Source organism: Antarcticimicrobium sp. (assembly GCF_029212575.1).
Taxonomy (GTDB): Bacteria; Pseudomonadota; Alphaproteobacteria; order Rhodobacterales; family Rhodobacteraceae; genus Antarcticimicrobium.
Map to the genome: position 1 here is coordinate 13,613 of NZ_JARGPK010000030.1, position 16,294 is coordinate 29,906.

Here is a 16,294-nt window from a genome sequence, read left to right on the forward strand (position 1 = left end):
GTGCGCGGCGCAACCAAGTGGTACGTCGATTTCGACAAATGCCTGCCGTTCTTCAACCAGACCAACGGGTGCGCGATCTGCATCGCCGTCTGTCCCTGGTCCCACCCCGGGGTGGGGTTGAACCTCGCCGCCAAGCTGGCGAGACGGTCGCAAAGAAAAGACGCGGCCGAATAGCCGCGCCCTGTTTTACTGCCCGGCGTTTGCGCGTTACAGCCGCTCGATGGCCAGGGCGATACCCTGACCGCCGCCGATGCACATGGTGATCAACGCACGGGAGCCGCCAGTGCGCTCCAGATCGTACATCGCCTTGACGGTGAGCAGCGCGCCGGTGGCGCCGACCGGGTGGCCCAGCGCGATGGCGCCGCCGTTCGGGTTCACCTTGGCCGGATCGAAGCCCAGTTCGGCGCTGACAGCCAGGGCTTGCGCGGCAAAGGCCTCGTTGCTCTCGATCACGTCGAAATCGCCGACCGTCAGCCCGGTTTTCTTCAGCAAGGCCTGAACCGCCGGGATCGGGCCGATGCCCATCACCTCGGGCCGCACGCCGGCATGGGCATAGCCCAGTATGCGCGCCTTGGGTTTCAGCCCGGCATGTTCGGCGGCTGCGGCGGTCGCCAGCACCAGTGCGGCGGCGCCGTCATTGATGCCGCTGGCATTGCCGGCGGTGACGGTGCCGTCCTTGCGGAACACCGGGCGGAGGCCGGCCAGCGCCTCGGCCGAGGTCGCCTTGGGATGCTCATCGACCTTGAACTCGACCATGTCGCGCTTGACGCGGACCTCGACCGGCACGATCTCGCGCTCGAAACGCCCGTCTTCGATGGCACGGGCGGCGCGGGTCTGGCTTTCCAGCGCAAAGGCATCCTGAGCCTCGCGGCTGATGCCATGCTCCTCGGCCACGTTCTCGGCGGTCACGCCCATGTGGCCGGTGCCGAAGGGGCAGCTCAGCGCGCCGAGCATCATGTCGAGCGATTTCACATCGCCCATCTTCGCACCCCAGCGTGCCTGCGGCATGATGAAGGGGCTGCGCGACATGCATTCGGCACCGCCCGCCAGGCCGAATTCGGCATCGCCCAGCATCAGCGATTGCACGACCGAGACGATCGCCTGCGCACCCGACCCGCACAGGCGGTTGACGTTCATCGCCGGCGTGCCGTTGGGGATACCCGCCTGGATCGCCGCCACGCGCGAAACATACATGTCGCGCGGCTCGGTGTTGATCACATGGCCAAAGGCCACATGCCCGATCTGGGCCCCCTCGACGCCGGAGCGTTCGAGCGCGGCCTTGGCCGCCACGGTGCCAAGCTCGATCGGCGGGGTGCCGGCCAGGGCGCCGCCGAAGGTGCCTATGGCGGTGCGCGCGCCGTCCAGGATTACGATGTCGGTCATAGTGCTCTCTCCCGATTCCAAGGTTGCGCCATTATGCAGATGCAGAATGGACGGACCAGCCGGAACGTTCCGTAACGGAAAGGCGGGGATTGACAGATGCCTCCGATCCCGCCACAAAATTCCACCATGACGGAAAAACTTGACGACATCCTGTCGCTTCTGCCCGCCCGGTTGAAACAGGCCCGGCGGGACAAGGGCCTTTCGCTCGAAGCGGTATCGCGGCTCTCGGGTGTGTCACGCTCCATGGTCAGCCAGATCGAGCGGGGTGAATCCAGCCCGACCATCGCCACCCTGTGGAACCTGACCCGTGCCCTGCAGGTGGATTTCGCCGGTCTGCTGGATCAGGACGAGGGCGGCGACCGGATCGGCGTGCTGCGCGCGTCCGAGGTCCCGCGGATCGACAACATGGGCGACGGCTGCCGCATCCGCATCCTGTCGCCGCCGGAGGAGGCGGGCCAGCACGAGGTTTATGACATCGCCTTCGATCCCGATGGCCGACTGGTGAGCCAGCCGCACCGGCACGGCGCGGAAGAGGCCCTGACCGTGCTGGAGGGGCGGGTGCGGGTGAGTTCGGGCACGGCGGTTGAGGTGTTGGAGGCCGGCGATACCGCGCGTTACCGGGCCGATATCGACCATGCGATCGGCGCAGAAGGCGGGGCCGCGCGGGTCTTTCTGATCGTCAAGAACGCCTGAAACGATCCGCAGTTATCCGTTAAAACAGAATTTCCTCCAACTTAGCGTACATTTTCCTTTCGATCGCCGCCGCGCTGTGCTACCTTTCCGGCAACCGAGGAGAACCCGATGCCGGACCGATTCCTGAACCAGATGTCGCAAACGCTCGCCGAGATCGAGGCCGAGGGGCTCTACAAGCGGGAGCGGTTGATCGCCTCGCCTCAGGGCGGCGAGATCGCCGTCGGGGAGGCCCATGTCATCAACCTCTGCGCCAACAACTACCTTGGCCTTGCCGATCACCCGGCCCTGATCGCGGCGGCGAAACGAGCGCTGGACGAACGCGGCTTTGGCATGGCCAGCGTTCGCTTCATCTGTGGCACGCAGGACCTCCACCGCGCCCTGGAGGAACGGCTGGCGGAATTCCTTGGGATGGACGATGCGATTCTTTATGCCGCCTGTTTCGACGCCAACGGTGGGCTGTTCGAGCCGCTTCTGGGGCCAGAGGACGCCATCGTCTCGGACGCGCTGAACCATGCCTCGATCATCGACGGCATCCGCCTGTGCAAGGCGAAACGCTATCGCTATGGCAACAGTGACATGGCGAACCTGGAGCGGCAGCTGCAAACCGCGCGCGCGGACGGCGTGCGCCATGTCATGATCGCAACCGACGGGGTGTTCAGCATGGACGGCTACCTCGCCAAACTGCCGGAGATCCGCACGCTGGCGGACAAATACGGCGCGGTCCTGATGGTCGACGATTGCCACGCCACCGGCTTCATGGGGCCGAACGGGGCGGGCACGCCGGATCATTTCGGCACCAGCGTCGATATCCTGACCGGCACACTGGGCAAGGCCTTGGGCGGGGCCATCGGCGGCTATACCGCGGGCCCGCAGCCGGTGATCGACCTGTTGCGCCAACGCTCGCGGCCCTATCTGTTTTCCAATTCGCTTCCGCCCGCCGTGGTGGCCGCCGGGATCGAGGCGATCGGGCTGATCGAACAGGGCGGTGCCCTGCGCAAGCGGCTGCATGACAACGCCGCCTATTGGCGCGCGGGGCTGGAGGCGCTCGGGTTCGACCTTCTGCCCGGCGAACATCCGATCGTTCCGGTCATGCTGGGCGAGGCGAAGCTGGCGCAGGAGATGGCAACGCGGCTGTTCGACGGGGGCGTCTATGTCTCGGGCTTCTTCTTTCCGGTGGTGCCGCAGGGACAGGCGCGCATCCGCACCCAGATGAACGCCGCGCTCACGCGCGCGGAGCTGGACCGCGCGCTGACGGCGTTCGAGGCCGCCGGCAAGGCCTGCGGGGTGATTGCATGACCCGGACGATGAAAGCGCTCGAAAAGTCGCACCCGCGCGAGGGGCTGTGGAGGGTCGAGGCGCCGGTGCCCGAGATCGGCCCCGACGACGTGCTGATCAGGGTGCACAAGACCGGCATCTGCGGCACCGACATCCACATCTGGAACTGGGACGACTGGGCGCAACGCACCGTGCCTGTGCCGTTGATCACCGGCCACGAGTTCGCCGGCGAGATCGTCGAGCTGGGGCGCCACGTCGATGACCTGGAGATCGGTCAGCGCTGTAGCGGAGAGGGGCATCTGATCGGCCACCATTCGCGCCAGGTGCGTGCCGGGCGATACCATCTGGATCCGGAAACCCGCGGCATCGGGGTGAATGAACAGGGCTGTTTCGCGGAGTACCTGCGCCTGCCCGCCTTCAACGTCGTCCCCCTGCCCGACGCGATCCCGGACGAGATCGGCGCGATCCTCGATCCGCTGGGCAACGCGGTGCACACCGCGCTGAGCTTCGATCTGGTGGGCGAGGACGTGCTGATCACCGGGGCGGGTCCGATCGGCATCATGGCGGCGGCGGTGGCCCAGCACGTGGGCGCGCGGCATGTGGTGATCACCGATGTGAACCCCTACCGGCTGTCACTGGCCGGGCGGGTCACCGATGTGGTCCCGGTGAACGTGGCCGAGGCCAACCTGCGCGATGTGATGTCCGACCTGGACATGAAGCAGGGGTTTGACGTCGGGCTGGAGATGTCGGGCAATCAGGTCGCGCTGGAGCAGATGGTCGAGGCGATGGTGATGGGGGGGCGCATCGCCATGCTGGGGCTGCCGCCGGGCAAGTCGCAGGTCGACTGGCGCCGCATCGTGTTCAAGGCGCTGACCATCAAGGGCGTCTACGGGCGCGAGATCTTCGAGACCTGGTACAAGATGATTGCCATGCTGGAAGACGGGCTGGATATCTCGCGCATTGTCACGCACCGTTTCGCGGCGGAGGAATTCGAACCGGGGTTCGCGGCAATGCGCTGGGGCCAGAGCGGCATGGTGGTGCTGGACTGGACCTGATCACCGGGGGCCCTGCCCCCGGACCCCCGGAGTATTTGCAGCCAGAAAAAGGGCGGACAGATGGCATTCAATTCGATCCTTGGGGCAATCGGCAACACGCCCTCGGTCTGGCTGGACCGGATGGTCACGGCGCGCGGGCTGCAGGGGCGGATCCTCGCCAAGCTGGATTACCTGAACCCCGGGTTCTCCAAGAAGGACCGCGCGGCGATGGGCATCGTCGAGGCGGCCGAGGCCAGTGGCGCGCTGGCCCCGGGGCAGGTGGTGGTGGAACTGACCAGCGGCAACATGGGCACAGGGCTCGCCATCGTCTGCGCGATCAAGGGGTATCCGTTCGTCGCAGTGATGAGCCGGGGCAATTCGCCGGAACGCGCGCGGATGATGGCGGCGCTGGGGGCCGAGGTGGTGCTGGTCGATCAGGCGCCGGGATCGGTGCCGGGCGAGGTCTCGGGCGCGGATCTGGCCCGGGTCGAGGAAGAGGCGCAGAGGATCACGGCAGAGCGCGGCGCCTTTCGTGCGGACCAGTTCGGGCATCCGGGCAACGCCGCCGCACATGAGCAAACCACCGGACCGGAGCTTTGGGCGGACTCGGGCGGCACACTCACCGCATTCGCTGATTTCGCCGGCTCCGGGGGCACCTACGGCGGCACGATCCGGGCGCTGAAGGCGCGCAACCCGGAGCTGCGCGGTTACCTGGTCGAGCCGGAAGGCGCGGCGGTGCTGTCAGGGCTGCCGCTGTCGCATCCGGGGCACCCGATCCAGGGCGGCGGTTACGCGATGACCGCGCTTGACCAACTGTCCGGTGCGCCGGTGGACGGCTACCTCTCGATCAGCGGCGAGACGGCGCGGGACACCGGCCGCGCCCTGGCCCGCGAAGAGGGGATCTTTGGCGGGTTTTCCGGCGGCGCCAACGTGGCTGCCGCGCTGGACCTGCTGACGGGACCGGAACAGGGGGGCGTGATCGGTGTGATCATCTGCGACAGCGGGCTGAAGTATCTTTCGACCGACCTCTGGCCCTAAGGGATCAGAGGCACCCTTCCTGCGTCGGTGAGCAACCAGCAATCGCGCCCCTCGAACACCGCCGGAACCACCGGGCGGCCATAGCCCGCGCCACCGTCCAGGTCGATCCGGTTGCCGAAATGCCGGGGATACTCCAGCGCGGTGTGACCATGCACCACCAGCCACGGGTGCGGGCGCGGATCGTCGAGGAAGGCACCGCGAATCCAGAGCAGATCTTCCGGGTCCTGCGCTGCAAGCGGCACGCCGGGGCGGATTCCGGCATGGACGAACAGCAGTTCGCCCTGCTCGATCCGGCGCGGCAAACTGTCGAGATAGGCCAGATGATCCAAGGCAACCGCACCCCGGGCCGCGTCGAAAAGCGCGGACTCCGGCGTCCCCTCCCCGGCCGCGATGCCGTAGGAGGCCAGCGTCGCCAGCCCGCCCAGACGCGGATGGGTCCAGGTCAAGCCGGACTTGATCCGCGCATTGTTCACCACGCCGCCGTGCAGGAATCGACGGAACATGTCGTCGTGATTGCCGCGCAGGACGCGCCAGGGCCTCCCCGCCGCCTGCCCCTGCATCAGCCGATCGATCACGCCGCGACTGTCGGGACCACGATCCACCAGGTCGCCCAGAAAAACGACCTCGGCCTCCGGCCCGCCATCGGCGGCGATCAGGGCAAGCGCGCGGTCAAGCTGGTTCAGGTGGCCGTGGATATCGCCCACGGCATAGATCGTGTCGGTCATGCCGGCTGTCCTTTCGGCGCCTTGATGCCCTAACCGTCCGGCGACCGAAAGGGGCGATCGGCCGCGGCGCGTCAAGCGCGGCGAGAATCTCCGCGATCCGGTCGCGCAGCCAGAGGTGCGCGGGGGATCAGGCCGCTGCGGCATCAGCAGTTCGGCGAAGAATTCGCTGCCGACATGCGGGACGACCGGCCCGCCTCGGCCGGATCAAAGCTCTGCGTATCGGACAGCAGGCGTTCGACTGCGACAGCCCCACCTGCCGCCCGGCCTCAGGTGTCGAGCAGGGCATCGAGCACCCGAAAAAGATTGAGATCGAAATCCGCCAAACTCATAGGCAAATACGATTGACACTGAGAATTTGTTTTTCACATATGCCTTTTCCGTGCATCCTTCCAACCGGTCATATTGCCTTTGCCGCGAACTGAGGCAGGCGACATGACAGCGGTTGCGCATCCGGAAACGGGCGATCGGATGCGTGCCGTCTTTTGCGCGCGTGCCGACGCGCACCGCGGGAGTCTGAGGGAGATGGCGCGCTTGGCCGGGCTCGCCGGGCGCCGGAAACCTGACTTTACAGGGCCGCCCCTGAGCGGCTGAAACAACAGGGACGAAAATCACAATGAACGGAATAGCACGATACTTCATGCTGCTGGCGGTGCTGTGGGCCATCATCGGAATGGCCTGGGGCATCCAGATGTCGGCGGCGCACAATCATACGCTGTCACCGGCGCACGCACACCTCAACCTGGTGGGCTGGGTCAGTTTCGCAATCTTTGCATTCTACTATCACCTCGTCCCCGGCGCGGGTGCGGGGATTTTGCCCAAGCTGCATTTCGCGGCGGCGGTGGTCGGCGTGGTGCTGATGATTCCCGGGATCGCCATGGCGGTCACCGAACGGGGCGAAACCCTGGCCAAGATCGGCTCGATCCTGACGTTGCTGTCGATGCTGCTCTTTGCCGCCGTCGTTCTGCGCGGCACTTCGGCAGGTCAGGCCGCGAAAGCATCCTGACCATCGTGCAAGCGATAGGATTCGACACCGATGTCTCCGCTCCAGCGCCAGAGGGCGACCACACCCTCCGGCCCGGTCTGGCAGGCGTGCGGCAGATAGGTTGAGTGATGCACCGAATCGCCCGGGCCAATCAGCTTGCGGGCATCGCCCGCCGTCCACAGGGCGCTGCCCGCAATGATGACATAGGTTTCGGCCGCCGCATGGGAATGCAGCGCATAGCGGCAGTTGGGCCGCTGATAATACAGGCCGGCCCGTAGATGCGCGGAGCGGATCGGAGAGTCCGGCCCCATCAGGTCGCACACCGCGTAGAGCTCCATGTGGTCGGCGCTGACCTGGCGCGCCACCGGATTGACGCCCCAGGGCATGCGGTCGTGCGCGGCCAGCAAGGCCACCGCAGTCGGATGGCCCGAGGCAAAAAGCAGGGCGCGAATCGCGGCATCGTCGGCGGCGGCCAGCGGATTGGCCTGGCCCTGGAACGGCGCGCTCTGCAGCGCCGCCGCCGTGGCAAGGGCATCGTCGCGGCGCTCGGCCCGAAAGGCATGCGCAATTTCGGCCAGCGCCCGTCGAATCACGTCGGTCATCGGCTTACCTCCCTGCAAAGCCGCAACTGACCGTGATGGGTAAAAAGAAAAGGCCGCCGCGACTACCTGCGCGGCGACCTTCGATGGGTCGTTTTTTGATTGCGGGTTGGATCAGGCCACGTCGAAGACCAGCGGGCGGACCTGACGGAACAGCCCGGTTGCCTTGAGCTTTTCGGCAACCTCGTCCGGCAGTTCCGCATCGACATAAAGCAGCGCGATCGCCTCGCCGCCGGCCGCCTTTCGGCCGAGGGTGAAGTTGGCGATGTTGACGCCGTTCTCGCCCATGGTCTGGCCCAGGGTGCCGATGATGCCCGGCACGTCCTCGTTGGTGGTATAGACCATATGCGCGCCGATCTCGGCGTCGATGTTGATGCCCTTGATCTGGATGAAGCGCGGCTTGCCGTCGCTGAACACGGTCCCGGCGATCGAGCGTTCGAGGGTGTCGGTGACGATGGTCAGCTTGATATAGCCCTCGAAGGCGCCCGACTTGTCCTGGTTGGTGGTGCTGATCTTGATCCCGCGTTCCTTGGCGATCACCGGCGCGCTGACCATGTTCACCTCGGGGTTCACGCTTTTCATGATCCCGGCCACGGTAGCGCAGTTCAGCGCGTCGAGGTTCATCTGCGAAGCGACACCGTCATAGAGGATGTTGATCGCCTTGATCGGCTCGTTGGTCATCTGGCCGATAAAGGCGCCCAGATGGCCGGCCAGCTGGATCCAGGGACCCATCACCTTGGCCTCTTCGGCGGTGACCGAGGGCATGTTGAGGGCGTTCTGCACCGCGCCGGTCAGCAGGTAATCCGACATCTGTTCGGCCACCTGCAGGGCGACATTTTCCTGTGCCTCGGTGGTGGCCGCGCCCAGGTGCGGGGTGCAGACCACGTTGGGGAGACCAAAGAGCGGGTTCTCGGTGGCCGGTTCCTTGGAGAACACGTCAAAGCCGGCCCCGGCCACATGGCCCGATTTCAGCAGTTCGGCCAGCGCCTCTTCGTCGACCAGGCCGCCACGGGCACAGTTGATGATGCGCACGCCCTTCTTAGTCTTGGCCAGGTTTTCCTTGCCAAGAATGTTGCGGGTCTGGTCGGTCAGCGGCACGTGCAGGGTGATGAAATCGGCGCGCTTGAGCAGGTCGTCGAGATCCTCGATCTTTTCGACGCCCATCTTGTCGGCCTTTTCCTCGCTGAGGAAGGGATCAAAGGCGATGACTTTCATCTTGAGGCCACGGGCGCGGTCGCAGACGATGCCGCCGATGTTGCCGGCACCGATCACGCCCAGGGTCTTGTTGGTCAGCTCAACGCCCATGAACTTGGACTTTTCCCACTTGCCGGCCTGGGTGCTGGCGCTGGCCTCGGGGATCTGACGGGCGACGGCGAACATCATCGCAATCGCGTGTTCCGCAGTGGTGATCATGTTGCCGAACGGCGTGTTCATCACGATCACGCCTTTTTTCGACGCGGCTTCCTTGTCGACGTTGTCGGTGCCGATCCCGGCACGACCGACCACCTTGAGGTTATCTGCCTTCTCAAGGATCTTTTCGGTCACCTTGGTGGCCGAACGGATGGCAAGGCCATCATACTGACCGATGATCTCGGCCAGTTTTTCCTTGTCCTTGCCCACGTCGGGCATGAAATCCACGTCGATGCCGCGATCGCGGAAGATCTGGACGGCGGTTTCGCTGAGCTTGTCGCTGACGAGTACTTTGGGGGCCATCTGTCTGGTCCTTTGCATATGAATATGGGGAAAGGCGCGCCCCGGGTCGGGTCCGGGGCGGCTGGGGATCAGGGAAATCCGGGGGCGCGGTTACGCCTGCGCTTCGAGCGCTTCCTCGAAGGCCCATTTGAGCCAGAGCGTCAGTTTCTCGACATCCGCCGCCTCGATGGTCGCACCGCACCAGATCCGCAGGCCGGCCGGCGCATCGCGATAGGCACCGATGTCATAGGCCGCGTCATAGGTTTCCAGCTTCTTGGCAACCGCCTTGGCGAAGGCCGCCGGATCGGTGATCCGGTCGTCGGTGAACTTCAGGCAGACAGAGGTGTTCGAGCGCGTCGCCGGATCCTCGGCCAGGTTGGCCAGCCAGTCGTTCCGGTCGCAGAAATCCCACAGCACCTTGGCGTTGGTATCGGCCCGTTTCATCAGTTCGGGCAGACCGCCGATCTTGCGCGCCCAGTCCAGTGCGACGAGGTAATCCTCGACCGCCAGCATGGAGGGGGTGTTGATGGTGGCGCCGGTAAAGATGCCCTCGATCAGCTTGCCACCCTTGGTCAGGCGGAAAATCTTGGGCAGCGGCCAGGCGGGGGTATAGCTTTCCAGCCGTTCGACCGCACGCGGCGACAGGATCAGCATGCCGTGGGCCGCCTCGCCGCCCATCACCTTTTGCCAGGAGAAGGTGGTCACATCCAGCTTGTCCCAGGGCAGGTCCTGGGCGAAGGCGGCAGAGGTGGCATCACAGATGGTCAGGCCGGCGCGGTCCGCCGGGATCGCGTCGCCGTTGGGCACCCGCACGCCCGAGGTGGTGCCGTTCCAGGTAAAGACGACGTCATTGTCGAAATCGACCGATCCAAGGTCGACGATCTGGCCATAGTCGGCGGTTTTCACCTCGGCGTCGATCTTGAGCTGCTTGACCACGTCGGTGACCCAGCCGGAGCCGAAGCTTTCCCAGGCCAGCATCTCGGCCTTGCGGGCGCCCAGCATCGACCACAGCGCCATTTCGACCGCGCCGGTATCCGAGGCCGGCACGATGCCGATCTTGTACTCGGCCGGGATGCCGAGGATCTCGCGCGTGCCGTCGATCGCGGCCTTCAGCTTGGCCTTGCCAACGGCGGCACGGTGGCTGCGGCCCAGCGGGGCGTCGGCCAGCTTGCTCAGCTCGTATGTGGGGGGTTTGGCACAGGGGCCCGAGGAAAAACGCGGATTGGCCGGCCGCGTTGCCGGTTCTTGCATAGCCATGTCAGCTACCCTTCCAGATAAGCGCCCCTCGTTGGGGAGGGGTGTCCCACGGACCGAGATAAACGGGCGCCCGGGGTTCCACAAGCGCCAAAATGCCGCTAGAGCGCCGCTTGAGAAATCAAACGCGACATTCTCGCCGCCTATCGGAAACCCTGCCGCCATGATGCCCAAGTATATCGCCACCCTCCTGACCGATCCCGCCGGCCCCGGAATCGACCCGGCGCTGGTCTCTTCGCTGCGCAATGCCTGGGGCGGCGGCGATGCGGTCTGGCTGGCACCAGGACATGCGGCGGAGTTTGCCCTGCCCGAGATGCCCGGCAATCGCTGGGAGGTCTGGGACGAGGTGCAGAAGATGCGCGTCGATCTGGTGGTTCAACCCGTCGAAGGGCGGCGCAAGAAGATGCTGGTCGCCGACATGGACAGCACCATGATCCAGCAGGAATGCATCGACGAACTGGCCGACATGGCCGGCGTCGGTGACCGGGTCAAGGAAATCACTTCGCGGGCGATGAACGGCGAGCTGGATTTCGAAGGCGCCCTGACCGAGCGTGTCGGCCTGCTCAAGGGGTTGCCAGAGGCGGTGATCGGGCAGGTGCTGGAGCAGCGGATCACCCTGATGCCGGGCGCGCGGGATCTGGTGGCGACGATGCGGGCGAACGGCGCCTATGCGCTGCTGGTCTCGGGCGGGTTTACCGCCTTTACCCGGTCTGTCGCGGAACAACTCGGCTTTGACGAAAACCGCGCCAACACGCTGCTGGTTGAGAACGGCAGGCTCACCGGCGATGTGCAGCGCCCGATCCTCGGCCGGGCGGCCAAGGTCGAGGCGCTGGAGCAGGTCACCGCGCGGCTGGGCATCGCAGAATCGGAGGTGATCGCGGTGGGCGACGGCGCCAACGATCTGGGAATGCTGGGTCGGGCCGGCACCGGCGTGGCGCTGCACGCCAAACCCTCGGTCGCGGCGCAATGCGACCTGCGGGTGAACTTCGGCGACCTGACTGCGCTGCTTTACCTCCAGGGCTACGCGCGGGACGATTTCTCCTGTATTTAGCCACTTCGTTAATTAACGCTTGCGTTAATAACTGTTCCGGGCGACACTGGGCTATGAAAGATCTGGCCCATACCTTTTCCGCCCTGTCCGACCCGACCCGCCTTCAGCTGGTCGAAAAGATGATGACGCGGGGCGAATTGCCGGTTGGAGAGCTGGCCGCGGGCGCAGGGATTTCCGCCCCCGCGATTTCCCGCCACCTGAAGGTGCTACGCCAGGCCGGGCTGATCCGGCAGCGGGTCGAAGGCACCCGCAGGTACTGCTCGGTGCAGCCCGAGGCGATTCAGGCGATCTCCGACTGGACCATGGACCATCGGCAGTTCTGGAAAGGCGGGCTGGAGCGGCTGGAGGGTCTGCTCGCGCTCGACCCCGGACCGGAGGACAACCGATGAAAGACACTCAGGAAATCGAATTCATCCGCGACTATTCGGTCAGCGTCGATCGTCTGTGGCGCGCGGTCACCGATCCGGCCGACCTGGTGCAATGGTTCGGCCCCGAAGGCGTGCGATTGGAGCGCTGCGCCCTCAATTTCAGCCGCGAGGGGCCGTGGTCCTGCGAAATGATAGGGCTGGAAAGCGGCACTCGCTTCAAGGTCACCGGCGTTGTCACCCATATTCGCCCGCCCGGGGACGGACGCGCCGGCTCGGTCGGGTTTACATGGGCCTGGCACGATGACGACGACAGACGCGGCGCCGAAAGTCACGTGACCTTTACCGTCGCCGCCACCGGGTCCGGCGCCCGCCTGACGGTGACGCACCGGGCCCTGCCCGATATCGAGTCGGCGCAAGGCCACAGCCGCGGCTGGCTGTCCACCCTGACCAAGCTGGACAGCTTTGCAGCCGGCCTGGAAACCTGATCCGCCCCCCCAGAAACAGGAGATTGAAATGCCCAGATTTCTTTACGTCTACCACGGCGGCAAAGCCCCGGACTCCGACGACGAAGCCCAGGCGGTCATGGCCGCATGGAGCAAATGGATGGGCGACAACGGCGCCAGCCTGGTCGAGCCGGGCAACCCGGTGGGCCAGTCGAAAACGGTCAGCGCCGGCGGCGTGGCCGGTGACGGCGGCGCCAACCCGGCCTCGGGCTATACCATCATCGAGGCCGCCGACCTCGACGCCGCCTGTGCCATCGCCATGTCAAACCCGATGGTGGTGGACGGATCCGGTTCGGTCGAAGTGGCCGAGATCATCCAGATGTGACACCCCGCTCAGGATTGGCGCGGTGACCCGCCTTAGGGCCGTCGCGCCACCACGAAGAGCGATTCCCGCGCGCCGGTAAAGGTCCGAGACTGCTCCAGCACGAACCCGGCGCGGGCGATCGCCGCCTCCAGTTCTGTGGCCTTCAGGATCTTGACGTAGGGCGCCTTGCCAACGAACTGCATCGCCCGGATAAGCGGGCGGAACAACGGGTTCATCTCGCCGACGCAGCCGGACTTGGAAATGAACAGGCCGCCCGGCTTCACCAGCTTGCGGATCGCGGCAAGCGCGCCGTCGAGATCCTCGATCAGGTGCAGCAGGTTGAACGCCAGCACCACGTCATGCGGCTCCGCCCCCTCTTCCGGCTCCTCGATGCCGGACGTCACGAAGCGCAGGTTCCCCGCGCCCTCGGCGCGCCGCTTGTGCTCGGCGATGGCGATCATCTCGGAAGAGATGTCACTGGCGGTGTATGATTTCACATAGGGCGCGAGTTTCAGCGCGGTGGTCCCGGTGCCGCAGCCCAGCTCCAGCACCCGGTCGCCGGGAGAGAACAGCGCTGTGCTCGCGGCAAGGGTTTCACTGTAGGCGGTCGGGTTGCGGACCGGGCTCTTGGCGTATTTCGCCGCGATTCCGTCCCAAAAGGCTGCGGAGGTGCTCATCGTTCTATCCTATCACTATCGGTTGGGGACGGGATATCAGGACGCGGGCTTTTTGGAATTGCCCGTTTTCGCATCCTCTGTATACGGTTATGCATGAATTGGAGCAGCATCCGGTTTGACTGGAACCAGGCGCGAGCCTTTCTGGTGACCGCGGAAGAGGGGTCGCTCTCGGCCGCGGCGCGGGCGCTGGGGATGACCCAGCCGACGCTGGGCCGGCAGGTCGCGGCGCTGGAGGACCGTCTGGGCGTCCAGCTCTTCGACCGGACCGGGCGGGCGCTGCAACTGACGCAGGCCGGGCTGGAACTGCTGGAGCAGGTGCGCCGCATGGGCGAGGCCGCCGGTCAGTTCTCGCTGGTCGCGACCGGCCAGAACGAGGCTGTCGAAGGGCATGTTTCGATCACCGCCGGCGACATCACCGCCGCCCTGATCCTGCCCCCAGCCTTGATCCGGCTGTCGCGGGAGGCCCCTGGAATCACCGTCGAGGTCATCGCCTCGAACGAGGTGCAGAACCTGCGCCGGCGCGAGGCCGACATCGCCATCCGCCATCTGCGCCCCGACCAGCCCGACCTGATCGCGCGCAAGCTGGGCGAGGAAGAGGCGCACTGCTACGCCACCGGCGCCTATCTCGCGCGCTACGGCGAGCCGACCGATCCGACCGACCTGCGCGGCGCGGTGTTCGCGGGGTTCGAACCCCTGGAGCGTTTCGTGTCCGAGATGCAGACGCGCGGGCTGGCGCTGACGCGCAGCAATGTCCGGGTGTCCTCGGGCAATGGCATGGTGCTTTTGGAGATGATCCGGCGAGGCGAGGCGATCGGCGTGCTCTCGCCCGCGATCGCCGCCCACATCCCCGATGCGCGCCCGATCCTGCCCGGCTTCACGCCGATCCGGGTGCCCTCCTGGCTGGTCAGCCACCGGGAATTGCGGACCAACCGGCGTATCCGTCTGGTCTTTGACCTGCTGGTCGAGGAACTCAGCGGCTGAGCAGGCCCGCGGCCGGGCGGATCTGCCCGACCTCGATATTGCGGCGGTTCAGTAGCGGCGGGTTCAGCCGCTTGGTAGTCGCCGCAAGATCGCGGTCAAGCACGTCCAGCCCGGTCAGGATCGCTGAAATCGCGCATTCGCTGGCCCGCGTCGCCCCGTCGGCGATCTTGAGCGCGATGCCCAAGCGCCGCTCGGGAAGGATCGCGACAAACACCCCCTCGGCCCCGGTCTTGACTGCGACGCGGCCCTCCATCGCGCGCATCAGCTCGGTACAGGCGCGCCCCTCGCCGGCGACAAGGTCGGGGTGAGCGACCATCGCCGCGACAAGCTGTTGTGCCGCCATGCTCTGCCGGTCGCTCCGATCACCGGCACTGGCGAACCACGCCATCGCCCGCGCCAGCCCGTGCAGCGTGGTCTGGAAATTCGGCGCCGAGCAGCCGTCGATGCCATAACCGGGGCTTGCCGCTCCGGTGACCTCCTCGAAGGCCTCGCGCACCGCGCGCTGCACCGGGTGGTCGATCTCGCAGTATTCCGGCCCGGCGCCCATATGCTGCGCCAAGGTCAGGAACCCGCAATGCTTGCCCGAACAGTTGTTGTGGTACTGGCAGGGCTCCTCATCCCCGCGGATCAGCGCATAGCGCGCCTCGCGGTCGTCGGGCATCTGCGGGCCGCAGCGGAAATCGCTGTCGTCCAGCCCCAGGTCACCCAGCCAGGCCCGCACGCGGCTGGTGTGGATCGCCGCCCCGTTGTGCGAGGCGCAGGCCAGCGCCAGCTGTTCCGACGTCAGTCCGTATTTCGCCGCCGCCCCGGATGTGACCAGCGGCAATGCCTGCACCATCTTGCACGAGCTGCGCGGATAGATCAGCGCCTCCGGATCGCCCCAGGCCTGCACGATCTGGCCGCTGTCGTCGCAGATGACGCCATGGCCAAGATGCAGGCATTCCAACAAGTCTGCCCGCCAAAGTTCGGCCATCGGTACAGGGTCTGTCATGAATTGCTCCGGATTTTGGCGATTTCCCGCCAATCGCTCTTTCGCCCGTGGCGCAAGTTACGTTACTGTGCCTAAGTCGGCAAGCGTCGGGTGCGCGACGGGACAGACGGCGAAACAACGCCGCGTGCGCCCCTGTTGATTGAGGTAAAGGACAGTCTGGGAGTCTGGACAGATGGGATCGAAACACGCCCGCGCGCTGGCGGGCCTGTGCTTGGCCGGAATGGCCGCAACCTTCGCAGCAACCACCGCATTCGCGCAGGATGAAAGCACCAACCGCGTCGCTGCGGAAACCGATTGGAGCGTCTTCGTCGAGGACGATCCAAAGGAATGCTGGAGCGTGTCAGCGCCCAAGGAAACCGTGAATACCCGCGACGGACGTGTGGTGGCGGTCCGGCGCGGTGACATTTTGCTGTTCGTGTTCTACCGGCCCGGCGCCGGGGTCAACGGTCAGGTCACCTTCACCGGCGGCTATCCCTTCGCCGATGGCTCAACCGTGAACCTGGACATCGGCGGAACCGAGTTCGAACTGTTCACCGACGGCGAATGGGCCTGGCCCGCGACCGAGGCCGACGACGCCAAGATCATCACTGCGATGAAGCGCGGCACCAGCGCCATTTTGTCCGCGCGGTCGACCCGCGGAACCCGGACTCAGGACACTTTCTCGCTGCTGGGCTTCACCGCCGCCCTGGAAGACGCGGAAAAGCGCTGCACCAACTGACCCGGCGAAAATCGCGTAAACAGGCA

Annotated in this window: 19 protein-coding genes; 12 read left to right on the forward strand and 7 right to left on the reverse strand. The window is 65.9% G+C overall.

Features of this window, described 5'->3' with window-relative positions; translation table 11 throughout:
* Complete coding sequence (locus P1U75_RS05190) at positions 1 to 174, forward strand: hypothetical protein (protein WP_300240582.1); 174 nt, start codon at positions 1 to 3, stop codon at positions 172 to 174.
* A gap of 33 nt (positions 175 to 207) precedes the next feature.
* Here the strand turns inward: P1U75_RS05190 and P1U75_RS05195 are convergent, their stop codons facing one another.
* Positions 208 to 1,383 (reverse strand): acetyl-CoA C-acyltransferase family protein, encoded by a 1,176-nt coding sequence (locus P1U75_RS05195; protein ID WP_300240584.1) that lies wholly within the window; start codon positions 1,381 to 1,383, stop codon positions 208 to 210.
* Between the two features lie 126 nt (positions 1,384 to 1,509).
* Here P1U75_RS05195 and P1U75_RS05200 point away from each other — a divergent pair, with 126 nt between their 5' ends.
* The 4 genes from P1U75_RS05200 to P1U75_RS05215 all read left to right on the forward strand — a co-directional run bounded on the left by P1U75_RS05200 (position 1,510) and on the right by P1U75_RS05215 (position 5,423).
* Positions 1,510 to 2,076, forward strand: a complete 567-nt coding sequence (locus P1U75_RS05200) for an XRE family transcriptional regulator (protein WP_300240586.1) — start codon at positions 1,510 to 1,512, stop codon at positions 2,074 to 2,076.
* A gap of 108 nt (positions 2,077 to 2,184) precedes the next feature.
* Positions 2,185 to 3,372, forward strand: coding sequence for a glycine C-acetyltransferase (locus tag P1U75_RS05205; protein ID WP_300240589.1), 1,188 nt, complete (start codon positions 2,185 to 2,187; stop codon positions 3,370 to 3,372).
* Entirely contained in the window at positions 3,369 to 4,406 is a 1,038-nt protein-coding gene (gene tdh, locus P1U75_RS05210) for an L-threonine 3-dehydrogenase (RefSeq protein WP_300240591.1), read from the forward strand. The genes P1U75_RS05205 and tdh overlap by 4 nt, the downstream gene beginning before the upstream one ends.
* Positions 4,407 to 4,466: 60 nt before the next feature.
* Positions 4,467 to 5,423, forward strand: coding sequence for a cysteine synthase family protein (locus P1U75_RS05215; protein WP_300240593.1), 957 nt, complete (start codon positions 4,467 to 4,469; stop codon positions 5,421 to 5,423).
* Here P1U75_RS05215 and P1U75_RS05220 read toward each other — a convergent pair.
* The gene (locus tag P1U75_RS05220) at positions 5,420 to 6,148 is read right to left on the reverse strand and encodes a metallophosphoesterase family protein (protein WP_300240595.1); all 729 of its coding nucleotides are present in this window, start codon (positions 6,146 to 6,148) and stop codon (positions 5,420 to 5,422) included. The genes P1U75_RS05215 and P1U75_RS05220 overlap by 4 nt on opposite strands.
* Positions 6,149 to 6,761: 613 nt before the next feature.
* Here P1U75_RS05220 and P1U75_RS05225 point away from each other — a divergent pair.
* The gene (locus P1U75_RS05225; protein ID WP_300240597.1) at positions 6,762 to 7,151 is read left to right on the forward strand and encodes a hypothetical protein; all 390 of its coding nucleotides are present in this window, start codon (positions 6,762 to 6,764) and stop codon (positions 7,149 to 7,151) included.
* Here the strand turns inward: P1U75_RS05225 and P1U75_RS05230 are convergent.
* The 3 genes from P1U75_RS05230 to P1U75_RS05240 all read right to left on the reverse strand — a co-directional run bounded on the left by P1U75_RS05230 (position 7,130) and on the right by P1U75_RS05240 (position 10,678).
* The gene (locus P1U75_RS05230; protein ID WP_300240599.1) at positions 7,130 to 7,732 is read right to left on the reverse strand and encodes a dimethylsulfonioproprionate lyase family protein; all 603 of its coding nucleotides are present in this window, start codon (positions 7,730 to 7,732) and stop codon (positions 7,130 to 7,132) included. The two genes, P1U75_RS05225 and P1U75_RS05230, sit on opposite strands and share 22 nt — an antisense overlap.
* A gap of 111 nt (positions 7,733 to 7,843) precedes the next feature.
* A complete protein-coding gene (gene serA, locus P1U75_RS05235) occupies positions 7,844 to 9,442 on the reverse strand; it encodes a phosphoglycerate dehydrogenase (RefSeq protein ID WP_300240601.1) in 1,599 nt (532 codons plus the stop codon).
* Positions 9,443 to 9,532: 90 nt separating this feature from the next.
* Entirely contained in the window at positions 9,533 to 10,678 is a 1,146-nt protein-coding gene (locus P1U75_RS05240) for a phosphoserine transaminase (RefSeq protein WP_300240603.1), read from the reverse strand.
* Between the two features lie 160 nt (positions 10,679 to 10,838).
* On the opposite strand from P1U75_RS05240, the gene serB reads away from it, so the two are divergent.
* From serB to P1U75_RS05260, 4 genes are read left to right on the forward strand one after another with little or no spacing between them, the layout of a single operon-like run.
* Entirely contained in the window at positions 10,839 to 11,726 is an 888-nt protein-coding gene (serB, locus tag P1U75_RS05245) for a phosphoserine phosphatase SerB (RefSeq protein WP_300240605.1), read from the forward strand.
* A 53-nt stretch (positions 11,727 to 11,779) separates the two neighbouring features.
* On the forward strand, positions 11,780 to 12,115 hold the full coding sequence (locus tag P1U75_RS05250) for a metalloregulator ArsR/SmtB family transcription factor (protein WP_300240607.1): 336 nt from the start codon (positions 11,780 to 11,782) through the stop codon (positions 12,113 to 12,115).
* Positions 12,112 to 12,579: an SRPBCC domain-containing protein gene (locus tag P1U75_RS05255; protein ID WP_300240610.1), complete on the forward strand. Its 468-nt coding sequence runs from the start codon at positions 12,112 to 12,114 to the stop codon at positions 12,577 to 12,579. The genes P1U75_RS05250 and P1U75_RS05255 overlap by 4 nt, the downstream gene beginning before the upstream one ends.
* A gap of 28 nt (positions 12,580 to 12,607) precedes the next feature.
* The gene (locus tag P1U75_RS05260; RefSeq protein WP_300240612.1) at positions 12,608 to 12,922 is read left to right on the forward strand and encodes a hypothetical protein; all 315 of its coding nucleotides are present in this window, start codon (positions 12,608 to 12,610) and stop codon (positions 12,920 to 12,922) included.
* Between the two features lie 32 nt (positions 12,923 to 12,954).
* Here the strand turns inward: P1U75_RS05260 and P1U75_RS05265 are convergent, their stop codons facing one another.
* A complete protein-coding gene (locus tag P1U75_RS05265) occupies positions 12,955 to 13,578 on the reverse strand; it encodes a class I SAM-dependent methyltransferase (protein WP_300240614.1) in 624 nt (207 codons plus the stop codon).
* Between the two features lie 93 nt (positions 13,579 to 13,671).
* Between P1U75_RS05265 and P1U75_RS05270 the strand changes: the two genes are divergently transcribed.
* Entirely contained in the window at positions 13,672 to 14,559 is an 888-nt protein-coding gene (locus P1U75_RS05270) for a LysR family transcriptional regulator (RefSeq protein WP_300240616.1), read from the forward strand.
* Here P1U75_RS05270 and P1U75_RS05275 read toward each other — a convergent pair.
* Positions 14,549 to 15,550 carry an asparaginase gene (locus tag P1U75_RS05275; protein WP_300240617.1) on the reverse strand — a complete coding sequence of 334 codons (1,002 nt, stop codon included), beginning with the start codon at positions 15,548 to 15,550 and terminating at the stop codon, positions 14,549 to 14,551. The two genes, P1U75_RS05270 and P1U75_RS05275, sit on opposite strands and share 11 nt — an antisense overlap.
* 172 nt (positions 15,551 to 15,722) lie before the next feature.
* Here P1U75_RS05275 and P1U75_RS05280 point away from each other — a divergent pair, with 172 nt between their 5' ends.
* The gene (locus tag P1U75_RS05280) at positions 15,723 to 16,268 is read left to right on the forward strand and encodes an invasion associated locus B family protein (RefSeq protein WP_300240619.1); all 546 of its coding nucleotides are present in this window, start codon (positions 15,723 to 15,725) and stop codon (positions 16,266 to 16,268) included.
* Positions 16,269 to 16,294 lie beyond the last annotated feature (26 nt).